Annotated in this window: 23 protein-coding genes; 4 read left to right on the forward strand and 19 right to left on the reverse strand. The window is 59.5% G+C overall.

Annotation, left to right across the window (positions count from 1 at the left end; genetic code table 11):
• Positions 1 to 3: 3 nt before the first annotated feature.
• From tssK to tssA, 16 genes are all read right to left on the reverse strand, one after another.
• Positions 4 to 1,335 (reverse strand): type VI secretion system baseplate subunit TssK, encoded by a 1,332-nt coding sequence (tssK, locus tag ABFB52_RS00335; RefSeq protein ID WP_039765155.1) that lies wholly within the window; start codon positions 1,333 to 1,335, stop codon positions 4 to 6.
• 2 nt (positions 1,336 to 1,337) lie between these two features.
• Positions 1,338 to 1,838: a type VI secretion system lipoprotein TssJ gene (tssJ, locus tag ABFB52_RS00340; RefSeq protein ID WP_011336587.1), complete on the reverse strand. Its 501-nt coding sequence runs from the start codon at positions 1,836 to 1,838 to the stop codon at positions 1,338 to 1,340.
• A gap of 5 nt (positions 1,839 to 1,843) precedes the next feature.
• Positions 1,844 to 3,037, reverse strand: a complete 1,194-nt coding sequence (gene tagH, locus ABFB52_RS00345) for a type VI secretion system-associated FHA domain protein TagH (RefSeq protein WP_085747928.1) — start codon at positions 3,035 to 3,037, stop codon at positions 1,844 to 1,846.
• Positions 3,038 to 3,055: 18 nt separating this feature from the next.
• Positions 3,056 to 3,196: a hypothetical protein gene (locus ABFB52_RS00350; protein WP_003229566.1), complete on the reverse strand. Its 141-nt coding sequence runs from the start codon at positions 3,194 to 3,196 to the stop codon at positions 3,056 to 3,058.
• A 93-nt stretch (positions 3,197 to 3,289) separates the two neighbouring features.
• Complete coding sequence (locus ABFB52_RS00355) at positions 3,290 to 4,816, reverse strand: sigma 54-interacting transcriptional regulator (RefSeq protein WP_129972430.1); 1,527 nt, start codon at positions 4,814 to 4,816, stop codon at positions 3,290 to 3,292.
• Between the two features lie 10 nt (positions 4,817 to 4,826).
• On the reverse strand, positions 4,827 to 7,484 hold the full coding sequence (gene tssH, locus ABFB52_RS00360; RefSeq protein ID WP_129972431.1) for a type VI secretion system ATPase TssH: 2,658 nt from the start codon (positions 7,482 to 7,484) through the stop codon (positions 4,827 to 4,829).
• An 11-nt stretch (positions 7,485 to 7,495) separates the two neighbouring features.
• Positions 7,496 to 8,503: a type VI secretion system baseplate subunit TssG gene (gene tssG / locus ABFB52_RS00365; protein WP_039765146.1), complete on the reverse strand. Its 1,008-nt coding sequence runs from the start codon at positions 8,501 to 8,503 to the stop codon at positions 7,496 to 7,498.
• Positions 8,467 to 10,254: a type VI secretion system baseplate subunit TssF gene (gene tssF / locus ABFB52_RS00370; RefSeq protein ID WP_011336593.1), complete on the reverse strand. Its 1,788-nt coding sequence runs from the start codon at positions 10,252 to 10,254 to the stop codon at positions 8,467 to 8,469. Before tssF ends, tssG begins: the two co-directional genes overlap by 37 nt.
• A gap of 69 nt (positions 10,255 to 10,323) precedes the next feature.
• A complete protein-coding gene (locus ABFB52_RS00375) occupies positions 10,324 to 10,746 on the reverse strand; it encodes a hypothetical protein (RefSeq protein WP_102688424.1) in 423 nt (140 codons plus the stop codon).
• Positions 10,747 to 11,010: 264 nt separating this feature from the next.
• Positions 11,011 to 11,397 carry a hypothetical protein gene (locus ABFB52_RS00380; protein ID WP_129972432.1) on the reverse strand — a complete coding sequence of 129 codons (387 nt, stop codon included), beginning with the start codon at positions 11,395 to 11,397 and terminating at the stop codon, positions 11,011 to 11,013.
• The gene (locus tag ABFB52_RS00385) at positions 11,394 to 12,380 is read right to left on the reverse strand and encodes a DUF6402 family protein (RefSeq protein WP_085747933.1); all 987 of its coding nucleotides are present in this window, start codon (positions 12,378 to 12,380) and stop codon (positions 11,394 to 11,396) included. The genes ABFB52_RS00380 and ABFB52_RS00385 overlap by 4 nt, the downstream gene beginning before the upstream one ends.
• A gap of 11 nt (positions 12,381 to 12,391) precedes the next feature.
• Positions 12,392 to 12,916: a PAAR domain-containing protein gene (locus ABFB52_RS00390; RefSeq protein WP_102688425.1), complete on the reverse strand. Its 525-nt coding sequence runs from the start codon at positions 12,914 to 12,916 to the stop codon at positions 12,392 to 12,394.
• 11 nt (positions 12,917 to 12,927) lie between these two features.
• The gene (gene tssE / locus ABFB52_RS00395) at positions 12,928 to 13,335 is read right to left on the reverse strand and encodes a type VI secretion system baseplate subunit TssE (RefSeq protein ID WP_064379801.1); all 408 of its coding nucleotides are present in this window, start codon (positions 13,333 to 13,335) and stop codon (positions 12,928 to 12,930) included.
• Between the two features lie 9 nt (positions 13,336 to 13,344).
• Positions 13,345 to 14,820 (reverse strand): type VI secretion system contractile sheath large subunit, encoded by a 1,476-nt coding sequence (gene tssC, locus ABFB52_RS00400; protein WP_011336600.1) that lies wholly within the window; start codon positions 14,818 to 14,820, stop codon positions 13,345 to 13,347.
• A gap of 28 nt (positions 14,821 to 14,848) precedes the next feature.
• A complete protein-coding gene (gene tssB / locus ABFB52_RS00405) occupies positions 14,849 to 15,352 on the reverse strand; it encodes a type VI secretion system contractile sheath small subunit (RefSeq protein WP_003229587.1) in 504 nt (167 codons plus the stop codon).
• Positions 15,353 to 15,384: 32 nt separating this feature from the next.
• Positions 15,385 to 16,947, reverse strand: a complete 1,563-nt coding sequence (gene tssA, locus ABFB52_RS00410; RefSeq protein WP_102688427.1) for a type VI secretion system protein TssA — start codon at positions 16,945 to 16,947, stop codon at positions 15,385 to 15,387.
• A 715-nt stretch (positions 16,948 to 17,662) separates the two neighbouring features.
• Between tssA and tssI the strand changes: the two genes are divergently transcribed.
• The 4 genes from tssI (at position 17,663) to ABFB52_RS00430 (ending at position 23,006) form a co-directional block, all read left to right on the forward strand.
• The gene (tssI, locus tag ABFB52_RS00415; protein ID WP_129972433.1) at positions 17,663 to 21,022 is read left to right on the forward strand and encodes a type VI secretion system tip protein TssI/VgrG; all 3,360 of its coding nucleotides are present in this window, start codon (positions 17,663 to 17,665) and stop codon (positions 21,020 to 21,022) included.
• Entirely contained in the window at positions 21,015 to 21,683 is a 669-nt protein-coding gene (locus ABFB52_RS00420; RefSeq protein WP_129972434.1) for a DUF2931 family protein, read from the forward strand. The genes tssI and ABFB52_RS00420 overlap by 8 nt, the downstream gene beginning before the upstream one ends.
• Before the next feature lie 169 nt (positions 21,684 to 21,852).
• Positions 21,853 to 22,524, forward strand: coding sequence for a DUF2931 family protein (locus ABFB52_RS00425; protein ID WP_129972435.1), 672 nt, complete (start codon positions 21,853 to 21,855; stop codon positions 22,522 to 22,524).
• A gap of 233 nt (positions 22,525 to 22,757) precedes the next feature.
• Positions 22,758 to 23,006 (forward strand): hypothetical protein, encoded by a 249-nt coding sequence (locus ABFB52_RS00430; RefSeq protein ID WP_236187597.1) that lies wholly within the window; start codon positions 22,758 to 22,760, stop codon positions 23,004 to 23,006.
• A gap of 134 nt (positions 23,007 to 23,140) precedes the next feature.
• Here ABFB52_RS00430 and ABFB52_RS00435 read toward each other — a convergent pair whose 3' ends face one another.
• The 3 genes from ABFB52_RS00435 to ABFB52_RS00445 all read right to left on the reverse strand — a co-directional run bounded on the left by ABFB52_RS00435 (position 23,141) and on the right by ABFB52_RS00445 (position 24,941).
• A complete protein-coding gene (locus ABFB52_RS00435) occupies positions 23,141 to 23,416 on the reverse strand; it encodes an HU family DNA-binding protein (protein WP_003213368.1) in 276 nt (91 codons plus the stop codon).
• Between the two features lie 190 nt (positions 23,417 to 23,606).
• Positions 23,607 to 24,755 (reverse strand): FAD-dependent oxidoreductase, encoded by a 1,149-nt coding sequence (locus tag ABFB52_RS00440; RefSeq protein WP_129972436.1) that lies wholly within the window; start codon positions 24,753 to 24,755, stop codon positions 23,607 to 23,609.
• A gap of 18 nt (positions 24,756 to 24,773) precedes the next feature.
• Complete coding sequence (locus ABFB52_RS00445) at positions 24,774 to 24,941, reverse strand: rubredoxin (RefSeq protein ID WP_127800683.1); 168 nt, start codon at positions 24,939 to 24,941, stop codon at positions 24,774 to 24,776.
• Between the last annotated feature and the right edge of the window lie 35 nt (positions 24,942 to 24,976).

Here is a 24,976-nt window from a genome sequence, read left to right on the forward strand (position 1 = left end):
CGGTCAGTTCCTGATGGCCCAGAATTTCAGTTCAAGCTCGGCGAATTCGCCGGACACGTGGAACGCGAAGCCGCCGGAGCGCTCGAGTTGTGCCAGGTCTTCGGAACTGAGTTCGAGGATGAAATAGGTTTTGTTGGAGTGGAACGCGATCTGCCGCGGGGCCACCGGCAACGGTTTGACCTTGATCCCCGGCAGGTGCAGGTTGACCAGTTGGCGGATGCGCTCCACCGGGCCGACCTTGAGGTGCGCAGGCAAGCGATTGCGCAGTTCTTCGGAGTCGCAGTTGGCACTGGCTGCCAGCACGAACGACGCCGAGCCCAGCAGTTTGTGGTCGTGCAGCGGCGACACGATGATCCCGTACTGACGCGCTTGCAGGATCAGTTCGATGGCGTGCTGTTCCAGCACCATCGACAGTACCTGACGGATCGACTCCATCAGTTTGCGGAAGCTCGCGCCCTGGTCGGCGTGGGAGTAACGGCTGTCCAGACGCGGGCGTTTGCTGTCGCTGGAGAAGGTCGCCAGATCGCCGAGCATAGTCAGCAGCGTGCGGTACAACTCTTCCGGGTGAACCTGCTCCAGACCCAGGTAGTGGCGCAGCAGCAGTTCGGTGCGGTTGATCAGTTGCAGCATCATGAAGTCGCCGATTTCCGCGCCGCCGACCTTGCCGTTCGAACGGATGCGCTCGGCAATGGTGTCGCCCCGGTGACCGAGCATGCTGATCACTTCTTTCAGGCACGACAGCAGGTAGCTGGAGGCGTGGGCCTGAATGTAGGTCGGCACGAAATCCGGATCGAGGCTGATCACGCCGTCCGGTGTGGTGTCGAGCACGTCGCAGATTTTCAGCTTCACGTAGGCCTGGTCGCTCTGCTGCTCGCCGAGCAACAGCTTGAAATCCGGACGGCCGCAGCTGACCTGGCTGGCGGAATCATCGCCGGCGTTGGAGTCGGCGACTTCGGCGTCATACGCGGTGTACCGCGCAAGAACGTCGGACTGCTCCGGGCGACGGGCCTCGATGTGGTTACCGGTGACCAATGGCAGCGCCAGGTAGATCGGCGTGTTGCCGGTGTTCGGCGGCACGTCCAGGGCCAGCGGTTCGGTGTTGCCGCCGAGTTCGAACAGGCTGCCGTCCGGCAGGATCCCCGAGGCTTCACTGATTACCAGTTTGCCCATGTTGAGGAACTGCAAGTCGATCTCAAGGTTCAGGAAACCCCAGGTGTAACCGCCCAGCAACCGGGTGCGGGTCTTCATCTGGTGATCGTAGTAGCGGTCGTTGTGCTGGAAGTGCTGCGGACGCAGCAGCATGCCTTCCTGCCAGATGACTTTATGGGTATTCATGATCAGTCATCCGCCTTGGCGAGCACTTCGTTGGTCTTGCGGATACCGGCCTGATCCAGGGTCAGATCGGCTTCGGTGACTTCCAGCGGTGTGATCGGGAACGTGTGGCGCCATTTGGTTTCCGGCAGGTCGCGGTACGCGGCGAGGATGCCGATGAAGCGGCTGCCCTCCTCCACGCTGAGTTTCAGTTCCACGGTTTCACCCGGGCGCAGTTCGAGTTCTTCGCTGGCCACCAGATCCGGGTTGAGGGATTCCTTGGCGCGCTCGTAGAGGCTGAAGAAATCGGCGTTCTCGAAGGTCACCGGGTGCTTGAGTTCGAACAGGCGCACCACGATCGGCGACGGACGACCGTTGAGGTCCGGGTTCAACTGATCGCTGCCGGTCAGCTTCAGGTTGATCTTGGTCACTTTCGAATACGGCGACAGCGACGAGCAACCGGCGAGCAGCACCAACAGGGTGAGCGCGGTCAGCGTCTTGAAAAAAGCGGTCGAGCGGCGAGACATGCGCATCATCCTTGGTGGTCGGTGTGGAGGGTGGAGATCAGGCGGATCTGTTCTTCGTAGGCCTGGGCGAAGTCGCGGGCCAGCAGGCGCTCGCTCCAGTCGTCGTCCTGACGCAGCGCATGGTGGTAGCGGTTGAACGCTCTCCAGCGGCCGCCGGCGGTGGCGAGCAACGGCTTGTTGTCGCGCTCGAAACGCAGGGTCAACTGCTCCGGCGAGAAGTGCTCCAGAGTGCCGCGCACCGCCGCGCGGCTGGCGGTCAGCAGCGCCACCTGATGCGCCTGCAAATCGCGGAACGCCCGGGAGATCGCCTGCTCGGCCGGCAAATGGCCCGGCTTGTGCGGTTGCAACAGGATGTCCAGCGCTTCGCTCGGATCGACGGCGAATTTCAGCGGATTCTTGTTGGTGCCTTGCACGGTGGTCTGGGCCAGACGCAGCTCGTTCTTCAGCTCGGAACGGGTGCGCAGGCTCTGTTGCAGACCGCCGATGCTCTGGCGCAGCAGACGTGCGGCATTGACCGCCAGTGCTTCGCGCTCGTCATGGCTCAGGCCTTTCAGATCGACACCGAGGGCCGCGCCGAATTTATCCCAGAAGGTTTCGCTCTGACGCTCGACCGCTTTCGGTGCCGGCGCAGGCTCAGGCTTGGGCTCGACGATCAGCTCCGGCACCATCAGGCTTTCCATGTCGATGCGCGCGTAGTCGGCGCGCTGACGGGAGTCTTCAGGATCGGTAACCGGCGCGAGCATCTCCTCGAATTCCGAGTACACGCGCTCTTGCTGCTCCAGCGACTTCAGCGGGTCGAGGTCGAGGAACGCGTCGTCCGGGATGATGGTGCCGGCGGCGCGTGGCTGGCCGACTTCACCGTCGAACGTCGCCGGGTCGCGCACCAGTCGCGCACGAATCTCGAAGTCGCCCAGCACGTAGGTGCTGCCGTGCTCGATGCGCACCGGTTCGCCCTTGTGCAGGCGTGCGCCGCTGTCGCCGTCCTGAACACCGTTGCTGCTGGTGTCGGTCAGGAAAAACGTGCCCTCGCGATAGCTGACAATCGCGTGGTGATTGGACAAGTGACGCTTGCGGTCAGGGATGATCCAGTCGCAGTCCTCGCCCCGCCCGATCACGCCACCGGCCTGTTTGAAGGTCCGCTGGCACAGCTCGGTGGGCACGAACTGCTTGGTGTTCAGCATTTCGAAAACCAATTCCATGTTTGATGCTCCTTGCGGTCACTTGCCGCGATTGACCGCCTGCGGATCACCCAACGGGCGGTAATCGTTATCGTTGAATTTGTAATTGCCGCTGCAACCGCCGAGGCCGCATAGAACGACGAGGGTCAGCAGGACAGCGTGCCAGTGACGAACAGACATCAGAGGGTCTCCAGGTGTAGACAAAGCACAAAGCGCCGACCCTCACGGGCGGCGCTGAAATAGGTTTTCGAGGTGAATCCGACGGACTTTTGCCTACCCATCGAAATCTCCCAGATTGATGTTCAAGCGACCGAGCCGGTACAGCAGCGTGCGTCGCGGCAAGCCCAGTTCCCGGGCGGCGAGCGTCTGGTTGCCGTCGTTCTTGCGCAGGCAATCGAGCAGCAGATTGCGTTCGACCGCTTCCAGTCGTTCGCGCAAATTGAGGCCGCAGTGGTCTTCCGACGCCGGCGCCGATTCCAGGCGCAGCGAGAAATGCTCGGCCAGCAACTCGCCGCCCTCGCACAACAACACTGCGCGTTCGACCAGGCCTTTGAGTTCGCGCACGTTGCCGGGGAAGGTGTAACCGGACAGGTGCTCCAGCGCCGCTTCCGACCAGCGCACCGGATCGCGTTGCAGGAAGCTGCAGGCCTTGTCGGCGAAGTGTTTGGCCAGGTCGAGGATGTCGCCTTCGCGCTGACGCAGGGCCGGCAACTCGATCGGGAATTGCGCGAGACGGTAGTACAGGTCTTCGCGGAATTTGCCTTCGCTGACCAGCACCGACAGATCGCGGTGCGTCGCGGCGATGATGCGCACGTCGATCTTGTGGGTGTCGTTGGAACCCAGCGGGCGGATCTCGCCTTCCTGCAACACGCGCAACAACTTGGCTTGCAGCGACAGCGGCATGTCGCCGATTTCATCGAGCAACAGAGTGCCGCCGTTGGCCGCGTCGAACAGCCCGGCGCGGTCGCGATCGGCCCCGGTGAACGCGCCTTTGCGATAGCCGAACAGCTCGCTTTCCAGCAAGTTTTCCGGGAACGCCGCGCAGTTCTGCACGATGAACGCCTGGGACCGGCGCGGGCCGCAATCGTGGATCGCACGTGCGACCACTTCCTTGCCGGTGCCGGTCTCGCCACGCAACAGCACGGTGTACGGGCTGTGCAGGACTTTGCTGATCAGCGAGTAGGTCTGACGCATCGCCGCGCTCTTGCCGATCAGGCCGTAGCCGCTGGCACTCGGCAGACTGCGCACGACCGGCGCGGCCGCATCCACTGGCTGGCGCAGGCGTTGCAGCAAGTGCAACTGACCAAGCACGAACGAGCCGAGCTGGCCGAGAGAATCGGCGAAGCCTTGCAGGTTGATATGGCGACGGCTGGCGCACAGCAACAGGCCTTCGACAGCCTTCTGCTGATTGACCAGCGGCACGCACAACAGCGACTGCCACGGCGTGGACGACGCCGGCAGGAAACTGGTTTCGTGCAGGCTGCCGCCCAGGTCGTCGAAGCTCACCACGCGGTTCTGGCACAGGGCGAACTGCAACAGTTGCTCGCCGTTGTAGTCCGCCGGCAGGCTCGCCGCGCTGCGCGGTTGCAGCACGCCGTCGAGGCATTCGGCGTTCATCCCCAGCGACGTGTGCGTGGCGTCCAGCAAGTACAGCTGCGTCAGTTCGCAACCGCTCAGCCCGGCCAGACCGCGCACGAAGTCACCCAGCAGCGCAGCACCGTCCGCCGCGCGCGACAGGCTGGCGAACTGCGCCAGCAAGGCTTCGGCATAGAGCAGTGGCTGCGGCACTTGAGTGAACATCACACTCACCTCAGGCGAACTCGCAGGTCACGCTGGCTTCACCGTCGAGCGTCGCATGCACGCGCTTGAGGCTCTCACCGGTGGCCATGGCGTCGAGCAAGCGGTCGGCCACCAGCGGCAGTACGTGCTGGTCGAGCAAATGGTCGATCAGGCGCGCACCGCTTTCGCTTTGGGTGCAGCGCTCGGACAGGTGATCGACGAGGTTCTGGCACCAGGTGAAATCCAGCTGGCGACGGTTCAGACGCTCGCCCAGACGACCGAGCTTGATCTCGATCAGCTCGCGCAGCACCGGGCCGCCGACCGGGTAGTACGGCACCACTTTCATCCGCGCCAGCAGCGCTGGCTTGAAGTGTTTGCTGAGCACCGGGCGAATGGTTTCTTCCAGCACTTCGGCGGTCGGACGCGCACCGTCTTCGCAGAGGTCGCTGATCTTGTCGCTGCCCAGGTTCGAGGTCATCAGGATCAACGTATTGCGGAAGTCGATCTCGCGCCCTTCGCCGTCGTTGGCCACGCCTTTGTCGAAGATTTGGTAGAACAGATTGAGCACGTCCGGATCGGCCTTCTCGACTTCATCGAGCAGCACCACCGAGTACGGCTTCTGGCGCACGGCTTCGGTGAGCATGCCGCCCTCGCCGTAACCGACGTAGCCTGGCGGTGCACCGATCAGGCGGGAAACGGTGTGTTTCTCCTGGAACTCGGACATGTTGATGGTGGTGATGAAACGATCGCCGCCGTACAGCAGGTCGGCAAGTGCCAGGGCGGTTTCGGTCTTGCCGACACCGCTCGGGCCGACCAGCAGGAACACGCCGACCGGTGCGTCAGGCTTGTTCAGGCCGGCAGCGGTGGCGCGCATCGAGCGATCCAGTGCGTGCACGGCTTGTTCCTGACCACGGATGCGGGTGCGCAGGTCGGTGGCGAAGCTCGCGACCTTGGCGTTGTGTTCGCGGGCCAGTTGCGCCAGCGGCACGCCGGTCCAAGCGCTGATCACTTCGGCCACCAGACGCGGGCAGACTTCGAAGCTGACCAGACGCTCCTTGACCTGTGCGGCGGTCAGGGCGCTGTGGGTTTCGTTGAGTTGCGCTTCCAGCGCTTCAACGCTGAGGGCTTCGTCGACGTCGGCGGCGTGGGTTTCGATCACGGTGCCTTCGGCGTCTTCCTCAACGGTGACCACCGGCTCGACCGCAGCGGCTTCGCGGGCCTTGGCCAGTTGCTGACGCAGTTCCAGCAGGCGCTCGGCCAGTTGTTTCTGCTCGGTCCACTGGGTTTCCAGTGCGACCCTTTCGGCTTCGGCTTCGTCCAGACGCGCTTCCAGTGCCTCCAGCGCTTCGTGGTCGATCAGCAGACCGGCTTCGGCATCGCGGCGCAGGGCCTGACGCTGACGGCCACCTTCAGCCAGTTCGCCACGCAGGCGCTCCAGGCTTTCCGGGGCGGCAGCGAGGCTGATGCGAACACGGGCGCAGGCGGTGTCGAGCACGTCGACAGCCTTGTCCGGCAGTTGGCGTCCGGCGAGGTAACGGGCGGACAGTTCCGCTGCAGAAACCACCGCGTCATCGCGCAGGTATATGCCGTGGCTCTTCTCGTAGACCTGCGCCAGGCCACGCAGGATGGTGACGGCTTCGCTCACGGTCGGTTCGTGCAGCTGAACCGGTTGGAAACGACGGGCCAGTGCCGGGTCTTTCTCGAAGTATTTCTTGTACTCGGCCCAGGTGGTCGCGGCGATGGTGCGCAGTTCGCCCCGAGCCAGTGCCGGTTTCAGCAGGTTGGCCGCGTCGGAACCGCCGGCGTTGCCGCCCGCGCCGATCAGGGTGTGGGCTTCGTCGATGAAAAGGATGATCGGCTTCGGCGAGGCTTTGACCTCGTCGATCACGCCTTTCAGACGACGCTCGAATTCACCTTTGACGCTGGCACCGGCCTGCAACAGGCCCATGTCCAGCGACAGCAGCTCGACGCCCTTGAGCACTTGCGGCACTTCACCGGCAGCGATGCGCGAGGCCAGGCCTTCGACGATGGCGGTTTTACCGACACCGGCTTCACCGACCACGATCGGGTTGTTCTTGCGACGACGGGCGAGGATGTCGACCATCTGGCGGATCGCGCCATCGCGGCACAGCACCGGGTCGAGTTTGCCGTCGCGGGCCTGTTGGGTCAGGTTGTGGGTGAAGCGCTCGAGCAGCGATTCGCCCTGGGCGGCCGGTTTGCCGTTGGCCGCTGCCTGAGGCTGTTGCGACAGAGCAAATTCCTTCAGGCGATCAATGTTCAGTTTGGCCAGCAACGGCTGGTAGCGGCTGCCGGCGTAGCGCATCGGGTTGCGCAGCAGCGCGAGGATCAGCGCCGCGTCTTCGACCGAGGTCTGGCCCAGTTCAAGGTTGGCCACCAGCAGCGCGTCCTGCAGCCACTGCACCAGTTCCGGGGCGAACACCGGGTTGCGCGAAGCGCTGTGCTCGACCCGCGATTGCAGGGCGGCGCTCAGCTCGCCGGCATCAACATCGGCATCCTGCAGCGCGCGGGAGAGCAGACCGTTCGGGCGCTCCAGCAGGCCGAGCAGCAAGTCTTCGACCAGAATCTTGCTGCCGCCACGGGCCACGCAGCGCTCGGCCGAACGCTCCAGATCGCGACGGGTTTCGGCGTCCAGCGCCTGGATGAGTTGTTGCAGGTCTACGTTGATCATGGCTCACGTCCTTAATGAATTTTGCTGCCCAGGGTCACCACGCCGTCTGCTTTCTCGCAGCCCAGCCAACTGGTCCACCCCAGGCGACAGTCGTTCTTCTCGCCAATGCGCAGTTCGCGGATTTCTTCCGGACGCAGCACCAGGCGAATGTCGTAATCGAGCGGGTCACGCAAGGTGAACCGCACCAGCGCGCAGAGCGGCTGGTAACCGAAACCGATGGGCAGGAATTCGTGGAAGCGTTCCCAGTCGAGTTCGGTGATGTGAATGCGGAATTTGCCGCTGCGATCGCGCACGCGTTCGCCCAGCACCAGGTCTTCACCCAGCACGCTGTTGGCGAAGCCGAGGCGGTTGCGCTGTTCTTCGAGGATTTCCACGCGGCGCTCGATGCATTGCTCGATGACCAGGTCTTCGTGCTTGAAGTAGTAACGCAGCACCGCTTCGATCAACGCCGCCGAGTGCGCCCGCAAGCTGAGCAGGCCGAGGTACGGCAACAGGCGTTTCCAGTTCAGTTCCTTGGCCTTGCGGATCTCGTCGCCGCCGAGGCCGATCAGGGCGAACAGCTGCGACGAGAACGGGTCGACCGCACCGCTCTGGAAGCTCGCGCGATAGCGGTACTTGCGCCAGATCGGCAGCATCAGCCGTTGCAGGCGATGGTGGAACAAGTCGAGGAAATTGCGCGTCGGGTTGCCGTCTTCGCTGTCGCCCAAAGCTTGCTCGCCGTAGAACGCCGGCAGCGGCGAGCCGGAACCGACCAGGCCGATCAGGTTGAACCGCAGGCGCGCGCGCATCTGCCCGTGCTCTTCGAAAAACTCCACGCGATCGACGTCGCTGCGCGGAAATCCGAGGCTCGGGTTGGCCTGGAATTCCAGCTGGTCGTACAAATCGTCTTCGCTCAGGTACGGGTGCGCATCGCGCAGCCGGTCGATCACCAGCAGCACGGCCTGAAACAGCGAGTACTCGCGTATTACCTTCGTCAGCCCGCTTAAAGCAGGGGCTGCAGGCCCATACGTGGTGTCCATTGGTACACCTCTCCCTGTGTGCTTTTTACCCGCAGCTCGTGGAATGAATTGAGACTGGCGTAAAGCGCGAAAAACTCGTTGAGAACCGAGGCGAAGACGAACAGATCGCCTTCGCCGATATACCCTTCCGGGTCGATGGTCAGTTCGGTGCGCAAACCGCGTACCGGCAGACCACGGTGCAAGCGGTCCACGTGGTGATGCTTGATGTGCTTGAGGCCGCCCAGCAGCCGTTTGCTGACCTTCTCCGCGTGCTGGTCGTAGTAGCGCGGCAGGTCGTAGGTTTCGAGAATCACCTTCAGTGCATTGACGTCGGCCAGCGACAGATAGTTAAGCGACATGTTGCTGATCAGCTTCCACAGGAAGTCACGGTTCAGCGGCGGCGCAAAACTCGAAGTGGCCGGGGTGATGTTGCGGAAACTCAGGAACTCCGGGGTCTCTTCGCAGGCCATGCAGATCTGCCCGAGCTTGAGTTTGCGCGGCAGGTTCTGGTTGGTGCAGACCAGCTCGATCGACAGGGTTTCATGGGCTTCGGTGTGGCGGATGCCGAAGCTCAGGTAGGTGTCGAGGCCGTCGTGCAGCAGCGACGAGCGCTGGCGGATGCTGTAATGCGGACGGCTGTTGGGCACGTCGAAACTCGGATCGTGCTCGAAGGATTCGAACGGCACGTATTCCTGATAGCCGAGGCCGCCGGGCTTCCAGCCGGTCACGGTTTCCACCGAGAACACGCCGCAGTTTTCCAGATCGTATTCAGCCGGCAGCAGCAGGTATTCATCCTGTTTGCCGTCGAGGCGGATCGGCAGTGCGTCGTGCTTGAACAGGTTGACGATCGGCGTGCAGAACAGCTTCACGTTATCCAGGGTCGGACGCATGCGCATGATGCCGCTCTTGCGGATGTCGAAGCGCAATTCCAGGCCACGCATCTGCTTGAGGGTGTCTTCCGGCAGTGCCTTGAGAATGTCCAGACCGTGGACATCGACGAACAGGAACTTGTCCTGGAAGGCAAAGTATTCCTGCAGATAGCGATAGCCGCGGAAGGTGTTCAGCGGATACGGGATCAACGCTTCTTCTTCGGCAAAGCCCACTGGTTTGACCCGGTCACCCGGGATCTTGAACGCCATCGGCTTGCCGCTCACGCCATCGATCGGCTTGCCGGCGCCGTCGAGCGGGATCAGTTCGATGCCGTCGAGGTTGCGCAGCAGGCTCAGGTAGAGCATCTGGCTGATGTAGCGCTCGCCGGCAAAGTGCAGGCGCAGTTTGCTCAGCTCCAGCTCGCCGAGGTGGCCGTCGGCACTCATCTCCAGGCGCAGGCTGAGCAGCGAACCGTCGCCCTTCACCGAGTAGTTGAGCGCGGCCAGATCCAGCGCCATGACTTCGGTCGGGTAGCAGGTGCGGAAGCGGCAGCGCACGTCTTCGATCGGCACGCTTTCGATCGGCGTGTCACGCTCGACCTTCAGCGCCGGCCCGGAACGCTTGAGCGGGTCGAACTGCAGAATGCTGAACGCCGGCAGCGGCCGCATGTAGTTCGGCCACAACAACTGCATCAGGGAATGGCTGAGCTCCGGCAACTCGTCATCGAGCTTCTGGCGCAGCCGCCCGGTCAGAAACGCAAAGCCTTCCAGCAACCGCTCCACATCCGGATCCCGCCCGGCCTGCCCCAGGAACGGCGCCAACGCCGGACTACGCTCGGCGAAACGGCGACCCAGCTGGCGCAGTGCGGTGAGTTCGCTTTGGTAGTAGTGGTTAAAGGACACGGGTTACCTGCCTGGTAGTGGAACTCATGGAATAACTGTCCTGTGGATTACGCTCGATACCTGACCTGATCATTGGATGGCACTCTCAGGCTGGTTCGGCTGGATGCGTCCAGCGATGTTTCTTAATACCCAGCGCAACTCGATGACTTGAGAAGCGAGGATTGCCAGCAAGGTGACGCAACCTTGAGCGACGCCATAAAACAAGGCTCTCAATGGGTTGTCGGGGAGCATCCAAAGCAGGATGAAGCCCACCATAAGGCTCAGAATCACCAGTTTGGCAACGAGGCTTGGAATCAGCGCAGCAATAAAATTGACACCGAGAAAAATGTAAAACATCGCGTAGCTGGCAATACCGATCGCGACCCCACGCGTGGTGAACCCGCCGTTCAGATGCTTGTAGGCATGTACTACTGCATTATTCAAAAACACGTAGGCCACACATCCGAAGGCATGGACAAACAGGCACATGGCGATACGGTAGTAGTTGCTCATGCTGGTCTCAGATTTCCGTACCACGATCCAAGGCCATGGATAGCTACAACAGCAGCCAAAACCGAGAGCGTTAGTGCGCGGTGAAGGCGTGAATTTCGAGCCGCCCGATGTGAGGCAGTCAGGAGCAATACAAAGCTCAACAAGGCCAGGCAGCCAAACAGATCACTGTCAGCAACACTGGCCAGATACCCCTGCAAACTCATTGCGTGCATGAATAACGCTCTCCAACTTTCTCAGGTAGCGAGGCCGCCTTTAAATCAGGCATCAACGACACTCTGAAACTATCCAACTTTCCCAGCCTTCAGAGCCTGGATAAACAATCATCTCTCCGCGAAACTCGGGTGCAATGCCGGGACTCCCCTCATCCCGCCAGAGATACCATTCTGATGTTTTTAGTAGATCGTTATTTTTTGTATAAACGCGATAAAAATACGGGCTGCTAAAGTACTTAAACGCACGACCAGCCACTACACCCAAAAAATTGTAATTCGGTGAATACGTTGCGATATAGCAGCTTCCTGAGTCATTCCAGTCAATGAAAAGAGGCTCCGCGGCCTTTGAGCTAAGCACCTTCAAGCCCAAAAGAACCAAAACTGGCACAAGCACGCACAACGAAAAAAGTAAAAAGCACTTTCTAAGGGACGCTTTCATGGCATTGCCTTAGCTGATCGTTGCGAAAACTCTGCAAAATCTGCAGAGGTAAAACGATGATGAATGGATACAGGAATTTTCTTGACCGTAGAGTAAACAAACAAATCACCACCCTTGCCAAGCTTGCTGCGGTAATTATTGTAACTATCGTTGGTCACTTTGAAGTAAACCTTCCCCTCAGATTCATATGTTTCTGGCGAAGTTAAATATGCAAAAATGCTCGGCCTGACAACGCCGTCGTGATTCCAATACCCAAGCAGTTGGTCGCTGCCATCTTCATTCAGAAACTCATATGTATCACGTACATAACAACCAATTTCTTCAATCGTTAATGTAGCAGCCATTTTTTTCGTCTTGGGTGTAGTGCTGAATTTTGTGACTGCAAATTTAATAACAAATCCACCCAATGTGCCGTACACATCATCCAATGGATTATTCTTCTTTTCCGAAGTGGTAATCCCGATAGATCGAAAATTATATTGCGTAGCAGACTCCAGCATTCTTGCACTCAGGGCACTGTAGTCATGAGCACCCCTAGCAAGGTCCTGGTTAGCCTCATCAAGAACTCCAAGCGTTCTCATGCAAGTCATAAATTGCAAAAGCCCCGGTGCTAATTGCGTCAGTCCCTTTTGACGGCCAATAAGCTCATTGTATTGACTGGGGCTTGCGGCCTTCGCAATAAGCTCTTTGATGGTTTCACCTGTGTGGGGCGAGGAGGAGGTAAGCCATTCAAAATCCAAATCATCAAACAGTTTTTCTTGGGTGATCTTGTCAACGGCAAGACGTCCCCGCTTCTCACTTGAGGACATCACGAAAGGCGCACCGTCGAACCAACGCTGCATGATTCGAGCGCTTTCCTTCCAGCCCATTTTTCTCATCACACCTGGAATATCTGTGATCTGGAAATGATCGACGGCCGCTTCCGCTGGCTTCTTGTCAGAGGAAGGGGTGAGTTGAGCTGTTACAGGAGTGGGTGCCGGCATGTGATAGTCCCTTAAGCAATCACGAGCGAAGTCTGTTCTTCGACGATAAGCGTGACACTTTCAGCGAGGTGGGAAGCAATAGGTCTCGTTCGACCTTGTGCATCAGTAACGCCCCTGACCTCTTTACCGGAGGCTGTACGCAAGGTGTACGGCCGGTCAGCAACCGGTGCGCCGGTTCTAGGATTACGAACCACAAAGTGCTGACTAAACGGCCACTGAATTTCCACCGGCAACGGCGGCACAAACGGCGCCGGCGAATGCGAATTGCCGATAATCACCGTCCCGGATCCAGCCGTGACTTTATTGCCATGAGATCCAACCGAACCGACCGTGGCGGCCGGTTTGCCATTGATCAGAACCGTCGTCGCCAGATCGCCGACCAACGCACCACCACACGCCGAGGCATCGCCCTGGCGAGCGGCCGGGAGGCCGTCGAAGAACACGTCGCCGGAACCGGCGGCGATCGGGTTGGTGCCGTGGCCGGGGAGCGGGCAAGCGGTGGGGTCGGATACGCGTGCTGCAGGTTTGCCAGACATCGGGGTTCTCCTTAGTTGACCTTCACTTGACCGCTGCCATCCAGGCGCGCGGCGAAACTGACCTGACGCTTGAAACCCTCGACTTCCAGCAGGCCTTCGATGCTGAAGGCCAGGCGAAGCTGGTCGTGGTCACGCGGCAGGGAAATGACACGCACGTTGCTCAGGCGCGGTTCGTAGGCTTCGATGAAGCTTTCGATGGCCAGGCGGGCCTGACTCAGGGAGTCGTGCAGGCTCAGGCGCATGTCATTGAGATCGGGCAACCCGTAGTCGGACAGCGTTTGCACGCTGCCGGCCCGGGTGCTGAGCATTTTGGCCAGATGGGCAGCCACCGACGCCATGGCCGAAGCCTCGAGGCTCTTGCCCTTGCGCTGTTCCGCGTCGCCGTTGAGGCGCTCGAAAAGGCTGCCGTATCCGTCCATGAGTCGCTCTTACTCTTTGTCCAGCTTGCCAACCAGCGACAGGGTGAAATCGGCACCCATGTACTTGAAGTGCGGACGCACGTTCAGGCTGACGCGGTACCAGCCCGGCTCGCCTTCAACGTCGCTGACGATCACTTGCGCAGCGCGCAGCGGACGACGGCCACGCACTTCGGCGCTCGGGTTTTCCTGGTCGGCCACGTACTGGCGGATCCACTTGTTCAGCTCCAGCTCGAGGTCGGTACGCTCTTTCCACGAACCGAGTTGCTCGCGCTGCAGCACTTTCAGGTAGTGAGCCAGGCGGTTGACGATCATCATGTACGGCAGTTGGGTGCCGAGCTTGTAGTTCAGCTCTGCAGCCTTGCCTTCTGCGCTGATGCCGAAGAACTTCGGCTTCTGCACCGAGCTTGCGGAGAAGAACGCCGCGTTGTCGGAGCCTTTGCGCATGGTCAGGGAGATGAAGCCTTCCTCGGCCAGTTCGTATTCACGACGGTCGGAAACCAGAACCTCGGTAGGAATCTTGGTTTCGATTTCGCCCATGCTTTCGAAGTGGTGCAGAGGCAGGTCTTCAACCGCGCCGCCGCTCTGTGGGCCGATGATGTTCGGGCACCAGCGGAACTTGGCGAAGCTGTCGGTCAGCTTGGTGCCGAACGCGTAAGCGGTGTTGCCCCACAGGTAGTGCTCGTGGCTGTTGGCAACGTTTTCCTTGTACACGAACGACTTGACCGGGTTTTCTTCCGGGTCGTACGGGTTACGCAGCAGGAAACGCGGAACGGTCAGGCCGACATAGCGGGAGTCTTCGGAGGTACGGAAGCTCTGCCATTTGGCGAATTGCGGGCCTTCGAAGTGATCTTTCAGATCCTTCAGGTCCGGCAGACCGGTGAAGCTTTCCAGACCGAAGAATTTCGGGCCGGCGGCGGCGATGAACGGCGCGTGGGACATGCAGGCTACGCTGGACACGTACTGCATCAGCTTCACGTCCGGCGAGCTTGGGGACATGTAGTAGTTGGCAATGATCGCGCCAACCGGCTGACCACCGAACTGGCCGTATTCAGCGGTGTAGATGTGCTTGTACAGGCCGGACTGCATGACTTCCGGCGAGTCTTCGAAATCGTCCAGCAGGTCTTCTTTGGAGACGTTGAGGATTTCGATCTTGATGTTTTCGCGGAAGTTGGTGCGGTCGACCAGCAGTTGCAGACCACGCCACGACGATTCCAGCGCCTGGAAGTCCGGGTGGTGCAGGATTTCGTCCATCTGACGGCTGAGCTTGGCATCGATCTCGGCGATCATGCGGTCAACCATGGCTTTCTTGACCGGCTCACCGTTGTTCTGCGGCTTGAGCAGCTCTTCGATGAACGCCGACACACCGCGCTTGGCGATGTCGTAGGCTTCGTCGTCCGGCGTCAGGCGGGTTTCGGCGATGATGCTGTCGAGAATGCTGTACTCGCCGTTTTCTGCGGCGTTCTGTTGTGCTGCGCTAGTGCTCATTGTGTTGGCTTCCTTGGCTGCTGGAGTCTCAAGCGTCCGGAGCTGCGGCGTTCAGGCCCAGCTCACCGAGTACGCGACCGCGGGATTCATCGTCGGCGAGCACGCCTTCGATGGCTTTACGGAACGCAGGTGCGTTACCCAGCGGGCCTTTGAGGGCCACCAGCGCGTCGCGCAGTTCCATCAGTTTTTTCAGCTCAGGCACTTGCTCGACCAGGCTGGCCGGGTTGAAGTCCTTCATGGAGTTGACGCGCAGTTGCACAGCCAGCTCGTCGGCCTCGCCATCTTCCTGCAGACGGTTCGGCACGCTCAGCGTCAGACCCAGCTCTTGCTTGGCCAGCACTTCGTCGAAGGTCATCTTGTCGATGCTGATCGGCTTGCGATCCTCGATCTTGCGATCGTCCTTGCGGTGGGTGTAGTCACCGATTGCCAGCAGCTTCAGCGGCAGTTCAATCTCTTCCTGAGCACCGCCGGTGGCGGGTTTGAAGGTGACGTTGATGCGTTCCTTGGGGGCTACCGAGCCTTCTTTGGCCATGGCTTTTCTCCTTGCGGTTGTGGCCCTGGGGCCTATTCGAGTACCACTTCGAGGTCGAGGTGGCACAGCCTGCGATAAATCTCTTCCTTGCGTTCACGTACGGCATGGTTCTGCGGTAACAACTCGCAGCAACTGTGCAGCAGGTGCAGCACTTCCAATGCAAGATCGGGCTCCCAGGCGTGCAGGCCTGAGTCCTGTAATGTCTGATCGAGGGTTTCGAGCTGGTTCTTGGCGAGTTCGTATTTCTTGGCCAGAAAGCACAGCCGCGCGAGGGCGAACTGCCAGAAGAAGCGTTCGCGCCCGCCGTGCGCCGATTGCAGACCCTGCTTGAGGATCTGCACGGCAGGCTTGAGGCCTTCCTTGCGCAGGATCGGCTGGACTTCCTCCAAGGCCTTTTCCCAGGCTGGCTGGGTTTCGACGTTCTCGGTCTCGACCTTGCGCGGCGCGCTGGCGCTTTGCAGGTGCGGCATGACGTTGCCGGCGATCCACGCCCGGGTGGACGGATCGGCGAACGGCGCGCCGTCATGGAAACGCAGCTCGATGATGCCGGGCAGGCGCTGAATCAAAAGCGCGAAGTGGATTTCCACTTCGCGCATGGCCAGCTCGGCGTTGAGGTTCTGGAGACATTCCCAGACCATCCTCTGGCCATCGAACCAGAACGGCGCCTTCGCCAGGCTCGCCTCCAGTTCCACCAGCAGGTCGGCATATTTGCCCTGATCGAAGCGGTCCTGATACTGCTTGAGCTTGTCGACCGGCAACCCGCGCAGCACGGTAATCTGCTCGGCGTTGCGCTCGGGCACCGCATCGATCGTCATCCACAGCAAGGTGCGGTTGAGGCGCAGCGCGCGCAGGTCGGTGGCTTTCTGCTTGAGCCACCAGGCGCACAGCGGGCGGGCGCTTTCCTGCTGGGCGCGCAGGGCTTTGTGGGCTTCTTTTTCGTTGTCAATCGGCGCACCTGGGGCCAGTAACTGGCTGGCGGCCTGCTTGACCTGCGCCACCGCCGCACCCACCACGCCGGGTGCCGGCTGATTGTCAGCGGCACGCTGGATCATGGTTTTCAGGCGGCGAGAAAGCGGCAGCAGCAGCGGCGCATCATCGCCCAGGTGCTCGGTGCAGGCGGCGTCGAGACCGGACAGATGCTCGGACAACTGCCGGAACATCGGCAGCTGTTCCTTGATCGCGATGTTCTCGGTGATCACCTGCTCAAGACGCGGCACCAGCCAGCCGATGGCGGCGGCCCGGGTGCGGGGTTTGAGCGGGTGAATCTCGGCCCAGTGGTTTTCCGACAAATGGTGCAGAAAACCGAGGCCGGCCAGCAGGCCGGGGAAGGATTCACGCTGGTACAGCGACCAGGTCAGCCAGGCGCCGACACGCAAATCCTTGGATTGGGTACGCAGGAGGTTTTCGCTGTTTTCGCGAATTTTCAGCCAGTCGATCTGCCCGCTTTCGTGCATCGACGAGGCTTTGGCCAGCTCGCTTTCCAAGGCCTCGAATTCGCTCGAGAAACGAACGTCTTCGCCCGCAAAATTCTCTTTGGAAACAGAGACTTTAGCGAGTTCGAGGTAATGGGCGGAAAGTTTGCTTGAGTAGGACATCCATGGCCTTTATTAGGATTACGGTCGTGCGCCTATTGGAGTTGCAGCGGCGCGGGACAGTATCGAAGAGCAGTCGGAAGACTCATCCAATTGAGTGCTTGCTCTTTCAAGTGCGCGCATCGTAATCACTATGATGGCCACTAGCAAGCATCCGATTAAACAACAAGACGAACTGTTCATTGGGCGCTGTAGGAGATCGCCCTATATGTGACAGGGGATTCCCTGATGTCCCTTTATATTTCACCTTTAAGCCTATCCCTTCCGAAAGCATTGGGCCAGAGCGGCCGGCGCGCGGCATCGAGAACATCTGCACGCTCGTTCCACAAGTAAGCGGCGAAAGCATGACAAACCCCGAAAAAATTTGAAGTAGGACGCTTCCGAAAATACACCGCCATTTATTAACAAATGACTGGCGACAACAGACAACATTAAAAGTGCCATCAATTTGATGGCATTTATATGTTTAATAGTCCTGGATCCTTGCCTGCATAAGACTATTACGCAGGATTCCAATCATTCGCCGTCAGTTTCTCACAGCCATTTCCCACAATTTCCACGTTGTTTTACAACCCGGAAAGCTCCGACTTAAACAAGCGATCCTTCTTACATAAATCTGTTTAACGCCTTGTTAGCGTGCCGGCCAATGTTCGCGTGCGCTGACCAGGGAGGGTTTCGACATCACGCCGTCTTCCCCTCTCTGCTTAAGGACAAGCGTATGTCTGGAGCTGTCAGTTCTGCGCGCTTTACGCTGCAGATTCCCGCTGTTCGCAACGACTTCAAGGTGCTGGCCTTCGAAGGCACCGAGACCATCAGCACCCTTTATGCCATCCACGTCGAACTGGTCAGTGAAGACCCCGACTTCGATATGGAAGGCCTGCTCAGTCAGCCTGCCTTCCTGCAGTTCGGCCTGAACGGTGAAGGCATTCATGGACGCATCGACGATGTGTTGGCGGGTGAATCCGACAAACGCCTGACCCGTTATCGCCTGACTCTGGTGCCGAGCCTGCACTATTTGCAGTTCAGTCACGATCAACGGATTTACCAGGGGCAGACTGTCCCGCAGATCATCACGCAAACACTCAAGCGACACGGCATCCTCGCCGATGCGTTCACGTTCCATGTCCAGCCCCTAGCAGCACGGGATTACTGCACCCAATACGACGAAAGCGATTTCGAGTTCATTCAGCGCGTGTGTGCCGAGGACGGAATCGCCTGGCATCACCAGCACTCCGCACAAGGCCATTTGCTGGTGTTCACCGATGACTCGGTGTTCCTCCCGACATTGCGTGCCACACCCTATCGCCGGGATAGCGGGATGGTCCCGGAATATCCAGTAGTCAGCAGGTTCTCCTTGCGCGCCGCCACCCGGACAAGCCGGGTCACGCGACGCGACTATGACCTGAGGCGACCGACGCTTTTAATCGAAAGCCGCTTCAGCGCCGAATTCACCCCGACGCTTGAGGACTACCAATACCCGTTGCCGCTGGACAACGAAAAGCGTGGCAAGCAACTGGCCCGTCAGGCCCTGGAGCGCCATCGCGCAGACTATGAAATGGCAGAGGGTCAAAGCAACCAACCTACCTTGCGCTGCGGCCATCTGCTTGAACTGACCGAACACCCTCGCCAGAAATACAACAGTCTGTGGCTGCTGCTCGGGATCACCCACACCGGGCGGCAGCCGCAAGTGCTCGAAGAGTCGGTTAGCAGCGAAACTCAATCGGCGGACGGTTTTACCCAAGGCTATCGCAACACCTTCCACGCCATTCCGGCCGAGGTAGTTTTCCGTCCGCCGCTTCCCGCACGCAGGCCACCACTGGTCAGCCAGACCGCCCGGGTGACCGGCCCCAAAGGCGAAGAGATCTACTGCGATGAGTTCGGTCGCGTAAAAGTCGAATTCCACTGGGACCGGACCGAATTAAACAGTGAGCGCAGCAGTTGCTGGGTGCGGGTCTCGTCGAGCTGGGCCGGGAACGGTTTCGGTGTCGTCACCCTCCCCCGCATCGGGATGGAAGTGGTGGTGACCTTCGAGGAAGGTGATCCCGACAAGCCGCTGATTACCGGCTGCGTGATCAACAAGATCACTCCCGCGCCGTACAAGCTTCCCGAGCACAAAACCCGAACCGTGCTGCGCAGTCGCAGCTCGCCTGACACGGGTGGCTACAACGAACTGACGCTTGAAGACCGCGCCGGTCAGGAACTGGTTTACCTGCGCGCCCAGCGCGACATGGAGCGGCAGGTTCTCCATGACAGCCGGCTGGCGGTCGGGCGCGATCGTTGGGAAAGCATCCAGGGCAGCAGCCAGACGACGGCCGGGAAAATCATTACCGTCGAGGCGGGCCAGCAGGTGCAGATCAAGGCCGGCGCCAGCGTGGTGCTGGATGCCGGCGCCAGCATCACGCTGAAGGCGGGCGGTCACAACATCGTGATCGACAGCGGCGGGATCTTCAGCAGTACCGAGATGGTGGCGGGAGGAAAGACGTCCGCCAGCGGAGCCGCTGATCATCCAGAAGCCGCAATGGCGGGAGCCTTGGCGGCCGGACTGACGGCCTCATCCACTCAAGACCCGGAAGTCGCCGAACTCGAAGAAGAGGAGGAAGAAGTTGAACTGGAAGATGAAATGCCTGCCGGCATCACCTTGCGGATCGGCGTGTTTTTCGATGGGACGGGGAACAACAAGGCCAACAGCGAAACGGTCGCGGCTTGCTATGCGCCAGATGCCAATCTGGCGGAGGCAGCCGAAGAGATTCAGAAGCACTGCGCCGCTTATGGCTATGACGGAAATGGCAACTCACCGGATAACAGCTACGGCAATGATGTAAGCAATATCGTGCGGTTGCATGAGCTGTATACAGACCATGCCTTTGACGTATTACCAGAGAACACGAAACAGGCTTCTTTGCGCGTATACATCGAAGGCATCGGTACAACCGCTGACGGAGACGACTCACTTTACGCACAGGCAACCGGCCGAGGCGAAACGGGTGTTCTGGCTCGTGTGGAGCAGAGCCCTGAAAAAATCATGGAGCAAATTCGGTCACTGATTGATAGCAACCCCAACACGCTAATAGAAAGAATCGAATTCGATATTTTCGGTTTCAGTCGAGGCGCCGCCGCTGCACGGCACTTCGCAAACGAGGTGCTAAAAGGCAAGCGCAGCATTCTCGCAAAGGCGTTGCCAGCGGGCTCTCCGTTCTTGGTCAGTAGCTTTGACTGGGTTTCACAATCCAGTATCAGCATCAATTTCATTGGTCTGTTTGATACCGTCGCGGCAATCGCCAATCCATGGTTGCTCGACTTCACTGGCGCCAACAGCAGAAATCCGGGACTGAACTTGAAGCTGCCGGAGGGTTGCGCCAACAAAGTGGTGCACTTGGTGGCGCGTGATGAACATCGCGAGAACTTTGCCCTTAACAGCCTGGGTGAGATTGATCTGGTATTACCCGGCGCCCACTCGGATCTGGGAGGTGGTTATCTGCCCAGAGCCAGGGAGAAACTTCTGTTGAGCAGTCCGATCACCAGCACCATCAGCCAAAGCAAGGAAGCGACCCGCAGCGCAGCCTATGTCGCTGCCGAAAAGGAGGCGTTTGCCTGGTATACGAAAGGCGTCATCGAAGATGACGCTCCAGGCAATCAACTGCGGGTTGCACTCTGGGAAGCCCCTGTCATTCAACGATTGGAAAGGGGCAGATCCACATCGGATCCCCAGAAGCGGGTTTATGCTGCGGCCATGATTGAACGCCCGATACACGGTGAGTTGTCGCTGGTTTATTTACGCATCATGCGTGAGCTGGGGGTCAGACATGGTGTGCCATTTGAAGCGATTGACAAAAATGATTCAAAACTTTCGCTGCCTGAGGAACTGATCCCGATCCACACCAAACTTGAGGCTTATGCGCTTGGAAATTCATCCGTTGAGAGACTGACCATCAAAGAACGGGCTTTGTTACGCAGTCGCTATATCCATCTTTCTGCTCACTGGAACGCAGCCAAGGCCTTTAACAACAGCGACATGAGCATTGTTTTCATAAACCGACCGACAAAAGACAAACAACGAGTGGTGCACCCCCATGAATAAATTCACTCGGTCCATCAAAAAAAACACGGGGTTGGTCTTTGGATTGCTGTTGGCACTTTGCAGTCAAAGCCACGCACAACCAATCACCAAACGGCCTTGGTATCTTGGCTTCGGAGCACCAGCCTACATGGAGGTCTGGATTGAAACAGCAGACGTGGTGGATATACGTGAACGTGTGTTCAAACGTGCCGGCGCCGGGATTGCCTCGGTAAACACCCCCGCCGACAACAAGGGCAAGCCTGCGGGCTGGCCAGAAAGCCCAGGTAGCGGCTCGGGGCGTCACGTCACCGGAGCCGATCTCCCCCGCCTGATCTATGTGCGTTGGCAATCCTTGGCAGAGCCTCAAACCTATGAGGCCTACATTGTGATTCCCGAATCTGCTCGGGAAATCATGCACAAACCGGAAAAGGCTTACTGCAGACTGGATGGCAAATGGATCACGGATTACCGCGACCGCGTAACTATTGGCTTGGCGCCTGGCGGCATTGCCAAGGTGTGGCTGAGGGGGCCGTGCTTGAAGCCAGTCGAAATTACCCGAGTCGAAGGAACTATCAATCCCAAAGGTCCCTATGACGGTAAATCCGGAGGTCAACATCGCCCTCTCAAAGATGCATCCAAAACCTACATCGAAAAATACGGCATCCCCTTCGGGAGCTGGTAAGGCATCACATCCCCTTCATTCAGTGGTGCGACCGTTCATTTTCGTTACGCAGTCGCTATGTCCACCTATCTGCGCACTGGAACGCAGCCAAAGATTTCAACAACAGCGACATGAGCATTGTTTTCATAAACCGACCGACAAAAGACAAACAACGAGTGGTGCACCCCCCATGAATAAACCCACTCGTCCCATCAAAAAAAAAACAGGTTTCATCTTCGGATTGCTGTTGTTGCTCTGCACTCCAAGCAATGCACAGCCGATCACCAAACAGCCCTGGTATCTTGGCTTCGGTGCACCCGCCTACATGGAGGTCTGGATTGAAACGGCCGACGTGGTGGATATCCGCGAACGTGTATTCAAACGCGCCGGCGCCGGGATTGCCTCGGTGAACACCCCCGCCGACAACAAGGGCAAGCCCGCAGGATGGCCTGACAGCCCCGGCAGCGGCGCCGGACGTGACGTCACCGGTGCCGATCTTCCCCGCTTGATCTATGTGCGATGGCAATCATTGGCAGAGCCTCAAACCTACGAGGCCTACATTGTTATTCCCGAGTCCGCGCGGGAAATCATGCGCAAACCGGAAAAGGCTTTTTGCAGACTGGATGGCAAATGGATCACAGACTACCGCGACCGCATAGGTATTGGCTTGGCGCCCGGCGGCATCGCCAAGGTCTGGCTGGGAGCGCCTTGTCTCAAGTCTGTCGAGATAACTCGGGTTGAAGGGAGCATCGTCAAGCAGGGGCCGTATCAAGGGAAAAATGGAGGACGCTACGCGCTACCTCTTTCACCGGAGTCCAAAACCTACATCGAAAAATACGGCATCCCCTTCGGGAGCTGGTAAGGCATCTCACCCCCTCCAGTCACTTGCCAATCTGCAATCACTGAACAAAGGGATCCATAAGTAACGTCAGGGAGCGTTAAACCATCATGAGCGGCAGACACAATAAACGATCAATATCAGGGTTTGGATGCGCTTTGGTTGTCATGCTAACGCTCACAACCAGCACCTCTGCTCGTGCTGAGGGCTGCATCGGATTTGGATGCCTATTGAACGGTGGCCCCTTGGAGTTCTCGATGCTGACCGGGATCGGGTTGCTATTCACAACGGTTGGACCGTTCATTTCAACTTCAGACGCCAGTTCGGACGGCCCCTCGAAACATTACACCCAAGCCTTGATAGACGATGCAGCTGCGCATCTGGCGACGGAGGGCGAATACGAAAGTCCCATACTCGAGTCCGAGTGGCGTAAATACCTGAAATCTTATGGACACCAGCCAAGCAAGAACGAGTTCGCCAGAATGGTGCTGGCCACCTACGGGTAACCGGCTAGACGAATCCCATAACGATCCACCAAGACCAGCTCGGCTCGCCATCAGCCAAAAAAATGGGCATCCGACCGCAATCGGTATGCCCATTTTTCATGCAGCGCGCCCGGCTGACCGGGCGTTCGCCGCGATTATGGATTGACGCTGTCTTTCAACGATTTGCCTGGCTTGAACGCAACGGTGTTGCTGGCCTTGATCTTCACCGGTTCACCGGTTTGCGGGTTTTTGCCGGTGCGGGCACCGCGGTGGCGTTGCAGGAAGGTGCCGAAGCCCACCAGCGTGACGCTGTCCTTGCGGTGCAGGGCGCCGGTGATTTCTTCGAGAACGGCGTTGAGAACGCGGTTGGCCTGCTCTTTGGTCAGATCCGCTTTTTCAGCGATTGCAGCGGCGAGTTCTGGTTTACGCATTAGTGAAGCCCCTTTGACGGTTTTTTGTTGTTATGTCCGTGCTGTTCTCGTTGGAACAGCGCCCAAGGCGCCGCAGGCTCTACTCTGCGGCAGACGGGAGTGAGGATGGCACGCGGTTAAGGGCGGCGCCAGTCTCCCCGCGACGTTTGTGGGGGCAAAAGCGGGGTGATTCCGACAGAACGACCGGTATTTACGCCAGCAAGGCCGGAAGCTGTTTGTTCAGCGCGAGTTTTTCCATCACCGCCGCGCCGGTCAGGGCGTAACCGAGCAATTGCCCTTCGGCGTCGTGGCACAGCGCCTTGACGTCGGCGCCCTGCCCTTCGACCGTCCAGACGCCTTCGCGGCCCCGTGGCGGCGGGGAAACCACCAGCGGGCAGACCGGGGTTTTCACGGTGATCGGCATCGGTCCGTAGTTCACCACGGTCGGGTTGCCGGCCAGGGTCTGTGCCAGCGCTCGCGCACAACTCATGAGGGGCATGACGTACAGAAGATTCAGCCCGTCGACCTCGGCGCAGTCGCCCAAGGCGTAAATGTTGGCGTGAGAGGTTTGCAGATGACGGTCGACCACCACGCCGCGATTGGTCTGGATGCCGGCGGCCGCCGCCAGATCGATCCGCGGGCGCAGGCCGATGGCCGAGACCACCACATCGCACGGGACAACCTGGCCATCGGACAGGTGCGCTTCCAGCCCATCCGCGACTTTTTGCAGGCGGGTCAGCACCGGGCCGAGATGAAAACGTGCGCCGAGGCTTTCCAGCCCGGCCTGCACCGCAGCCGCCGCCGCGGGATGCAGCAGGGTCGGCATCACCTGTTCGCACGGTGCAACCAGTTGCACCTCGTAGCCACCGAGAATCAGGTCATTGGCGAACTCGCAGCCGATCAGCCCGGCGCCGAGCAGCAACACCCGACGCTTGCCGGCCGCTGCTGCGCGAAAGCGTGCGTAGTCTTCGAGATCGTTGATCGGGAACACCAGATCCCCGCCATCGCCTTCGATCGGCACGCGTACGGTTTCGGCGCCCCAGGCGAGGATCAGGTCACGATAGCTCACTGCTTCCTCACCGATCCACAACCGCTTGTGGCCGGGATCGATGCCGCTGATGCGGGTGTGGGTGCGGATTTCGGCCTTCAACTGCTCGGCCATGGCGCCCGGCTCGGCCATGCTCAGGCCGTCGGCGTCCTTGTTCTTGCCGAAGCCGGTGGACAGCATCGGCTTGGAGTAGGAGCGACCGTCATCGGCGGTAATCAGCAGCAACGGGGTTTCGCCATCGAGTTTGCGAAACTCGCGAGCCAGGTTGTAACCCGCAAGCCCGGTACCGACGATTACGACAGGTGCGCTCATTGCCTACTCCCTTTTTTATTAATCGATTGCAATCATTTCAAAATCGGCCTTGCTGACGCCGCAGTCCGGGCACAGCCAGTCTGCGGGAACGTCTTCCCAGCGGGTGCCCGGCGCGATGCCATCGTCCGGCCAGCCGTCGGCTTCGTTATAGATCAGGCCACAAACGATGCATTGCCACTTTTTCATTCAGGTACTTCCTCAGGGTTCAGGCTTTAACCGGC

Source organism: Pseudomonas sp. 9.2(2024), from assembly GCF_039695385.1.
In the GTDB taxonomy this organism is placed as follows: domain Bacteria; phylum Pseudomonadota; class Gammaproteobacteria; order Pseudomonadales; family Pseudomonadaceae; genus Aquipseudomonas; species Aquipseudomonas paraglycinae.

What these genes read in the sequence shown, in the direction of transcription:
- tssK (WP_039765155.1), bottom strand. Translation starts at nt 1,335, where the DNA reads ATGAATACCCATAAAGTCATCTGGCAGGAAGGCATGCTGCTGCGTCCG.
- tssJ (WP_011336587.1), bottom strand. Translation starts at nt 1,838, where the DNA reads ATGTCTCGCCGCTCGACCGCTTTTTTCAAGACGCTGACCGCGCTCACC.
- tagH (WP_085747928.1), bottom strand. Translation starts at nt 3,037, where the DNA reads ATGGAATTGGTTTTCGAAATGCTGAACACCAAGCAGTTCGTGCCCACC.
- ABFB52_RS00350 (WP_003229566.1), bottom strand. Translation starts at nt 3,196, where the DNA reads ATGTCTGTTCGTCACTGGCACGCTGTCCTGCTGACCCTCGTCGTTCTA.
- ABFB52_RS00355 (WP_129972430.1), bottom strand. Translation starts at nt 4,816, where the DNA reads ATGTTCACTCAAGTGCCGCAGCCACTGCTCTATGCCGAAGCCTTGCTG.
- tssH (WP_129972431.1), bottom strand. Translation starts at nt 7,484, where the DNA reads ATGATCAACGTAGACCTGCAACAACTCATCCAGGCGCTGGACGCCGAA.
- tssG (WP_039765146.1), bottom strand. Translation starts at nt 8,503, where the DNA reads ATGGACACCACGTATGGGCCTGCAGCCCCTGCTTTAAGCGGGCTGACG.
- ABFB52_RS00375 (WP_102688424.1), bottom strand. Translation starts at nt 10,746, where the DNA reads ATGAGCAACTACTACCGTATCGCCATGTGCCTGTTTGTCCATGCCTTC.
- ABFB52_RS00380 (WP_129972432.1), bottom strand. Translation starts at nt 11,397, where the DNA reads ATGAAAGCGTCCCTTAGAAAGTGCTTTTTACTTTTTTCGTTGTGCGTG.
- ABFB52_RS00385 (WP_085747933.1), bottom strand. Translation starts at nt 12,380, where the DNA reads ATGCCGGCACCCACTCCTGTAACAGCTCAACTCACCCCTTCCTCTGAC.
- ABFB52_RS00390 (WP_102688425.1), bottom strand. Translation starts at nt 12,916, where the DNA reads ATGTCTGGCAAACCTGCAGCACGCGTATCCGACCCCACCGCTTGCCCG.
- tssE (WP_064379801.1), bottom strand. Translation starts at nt 13,335, where the DNA reads ATGGACGGATACGGCAGCCTTTTCGAGCGCCTCAACGGCGACGCGGAA.
- tssC (WP_011336600.1), bottom strand. Translation starts at nt 14,820, where the DNA reads ATGAGCACTAGCGCAGCACAACAGAACGCCGCAGAAAACGGCGAGTAC.
- tssB (WP_003229587.1), bottom strand. Translation starts at nt 15,352, where the DNA reads ATGGCCAAAGAAGGCTCGGTAGCCCCCAAGGAACGCATCAACGTCACC.
- tssA (WP_102688427.1), bottom strand. Translation starts at nt 16,947, where the DNA reads ATGTCCTACTCAAGCAAACTTTCCGCCCATTACCTCGAACTCGCTAAA.
- tssI (WP_129972433.1), top strand. Translation starts at nt 17,663, where the DNA reads ATGTCTGGAGCTGTCAGTTCTGCGCGCTTTACGCTGCAGATTCCCGCT.
- ABFB52_RS00420 (WP_129972434.1), top strand. Translation starts at nt 21,015, where the DNA reads ATGAATAAATTCACTCGGTCCATCAAAAAAAACACGGGGTTGGTCTTT.
- ABFB52_RS00425 (WP_129972435.1), top strand. Translation starts at nt 21,853, where the DNA reads ATGAATAAACCCACTCGTCCCATCAAAAAAAAAACAGGTTTCATCTTC.
- ABFB52_RS00430 (WP_236187597.1), top strand. Translation starts at nt 22,758, where the DNA reads ATGCTGACCGGGATCGGGTTGCTATTCACAACGGTTGGACCGTTCATT.
- ABFB52_RS00435 (WP_003213368.1), bottom strand. Translation starts at nt 23,416, where the DNA reads ATGCGTAAACCAGAACTCGCCGCTGCAATCGCTGAAAAAGCGGATCTG.
- ABFB52_RS00440 (WP_129972436.1), bottom strand. Translation starts at nt 24,755, where the DNA reads ATGAGCGCACCTGTCGTAATCGTCGGTACCGGGCTTGCGGGTTACAAC.
- ABFB52_RS00445 (WP_127800683.1), bottom strand. Translation starts at nt 24,941, where the DNA reads ATGAAAAAGTGGCAATGCATCGTTTGTGGCCTGATCTATAACGAAGCC.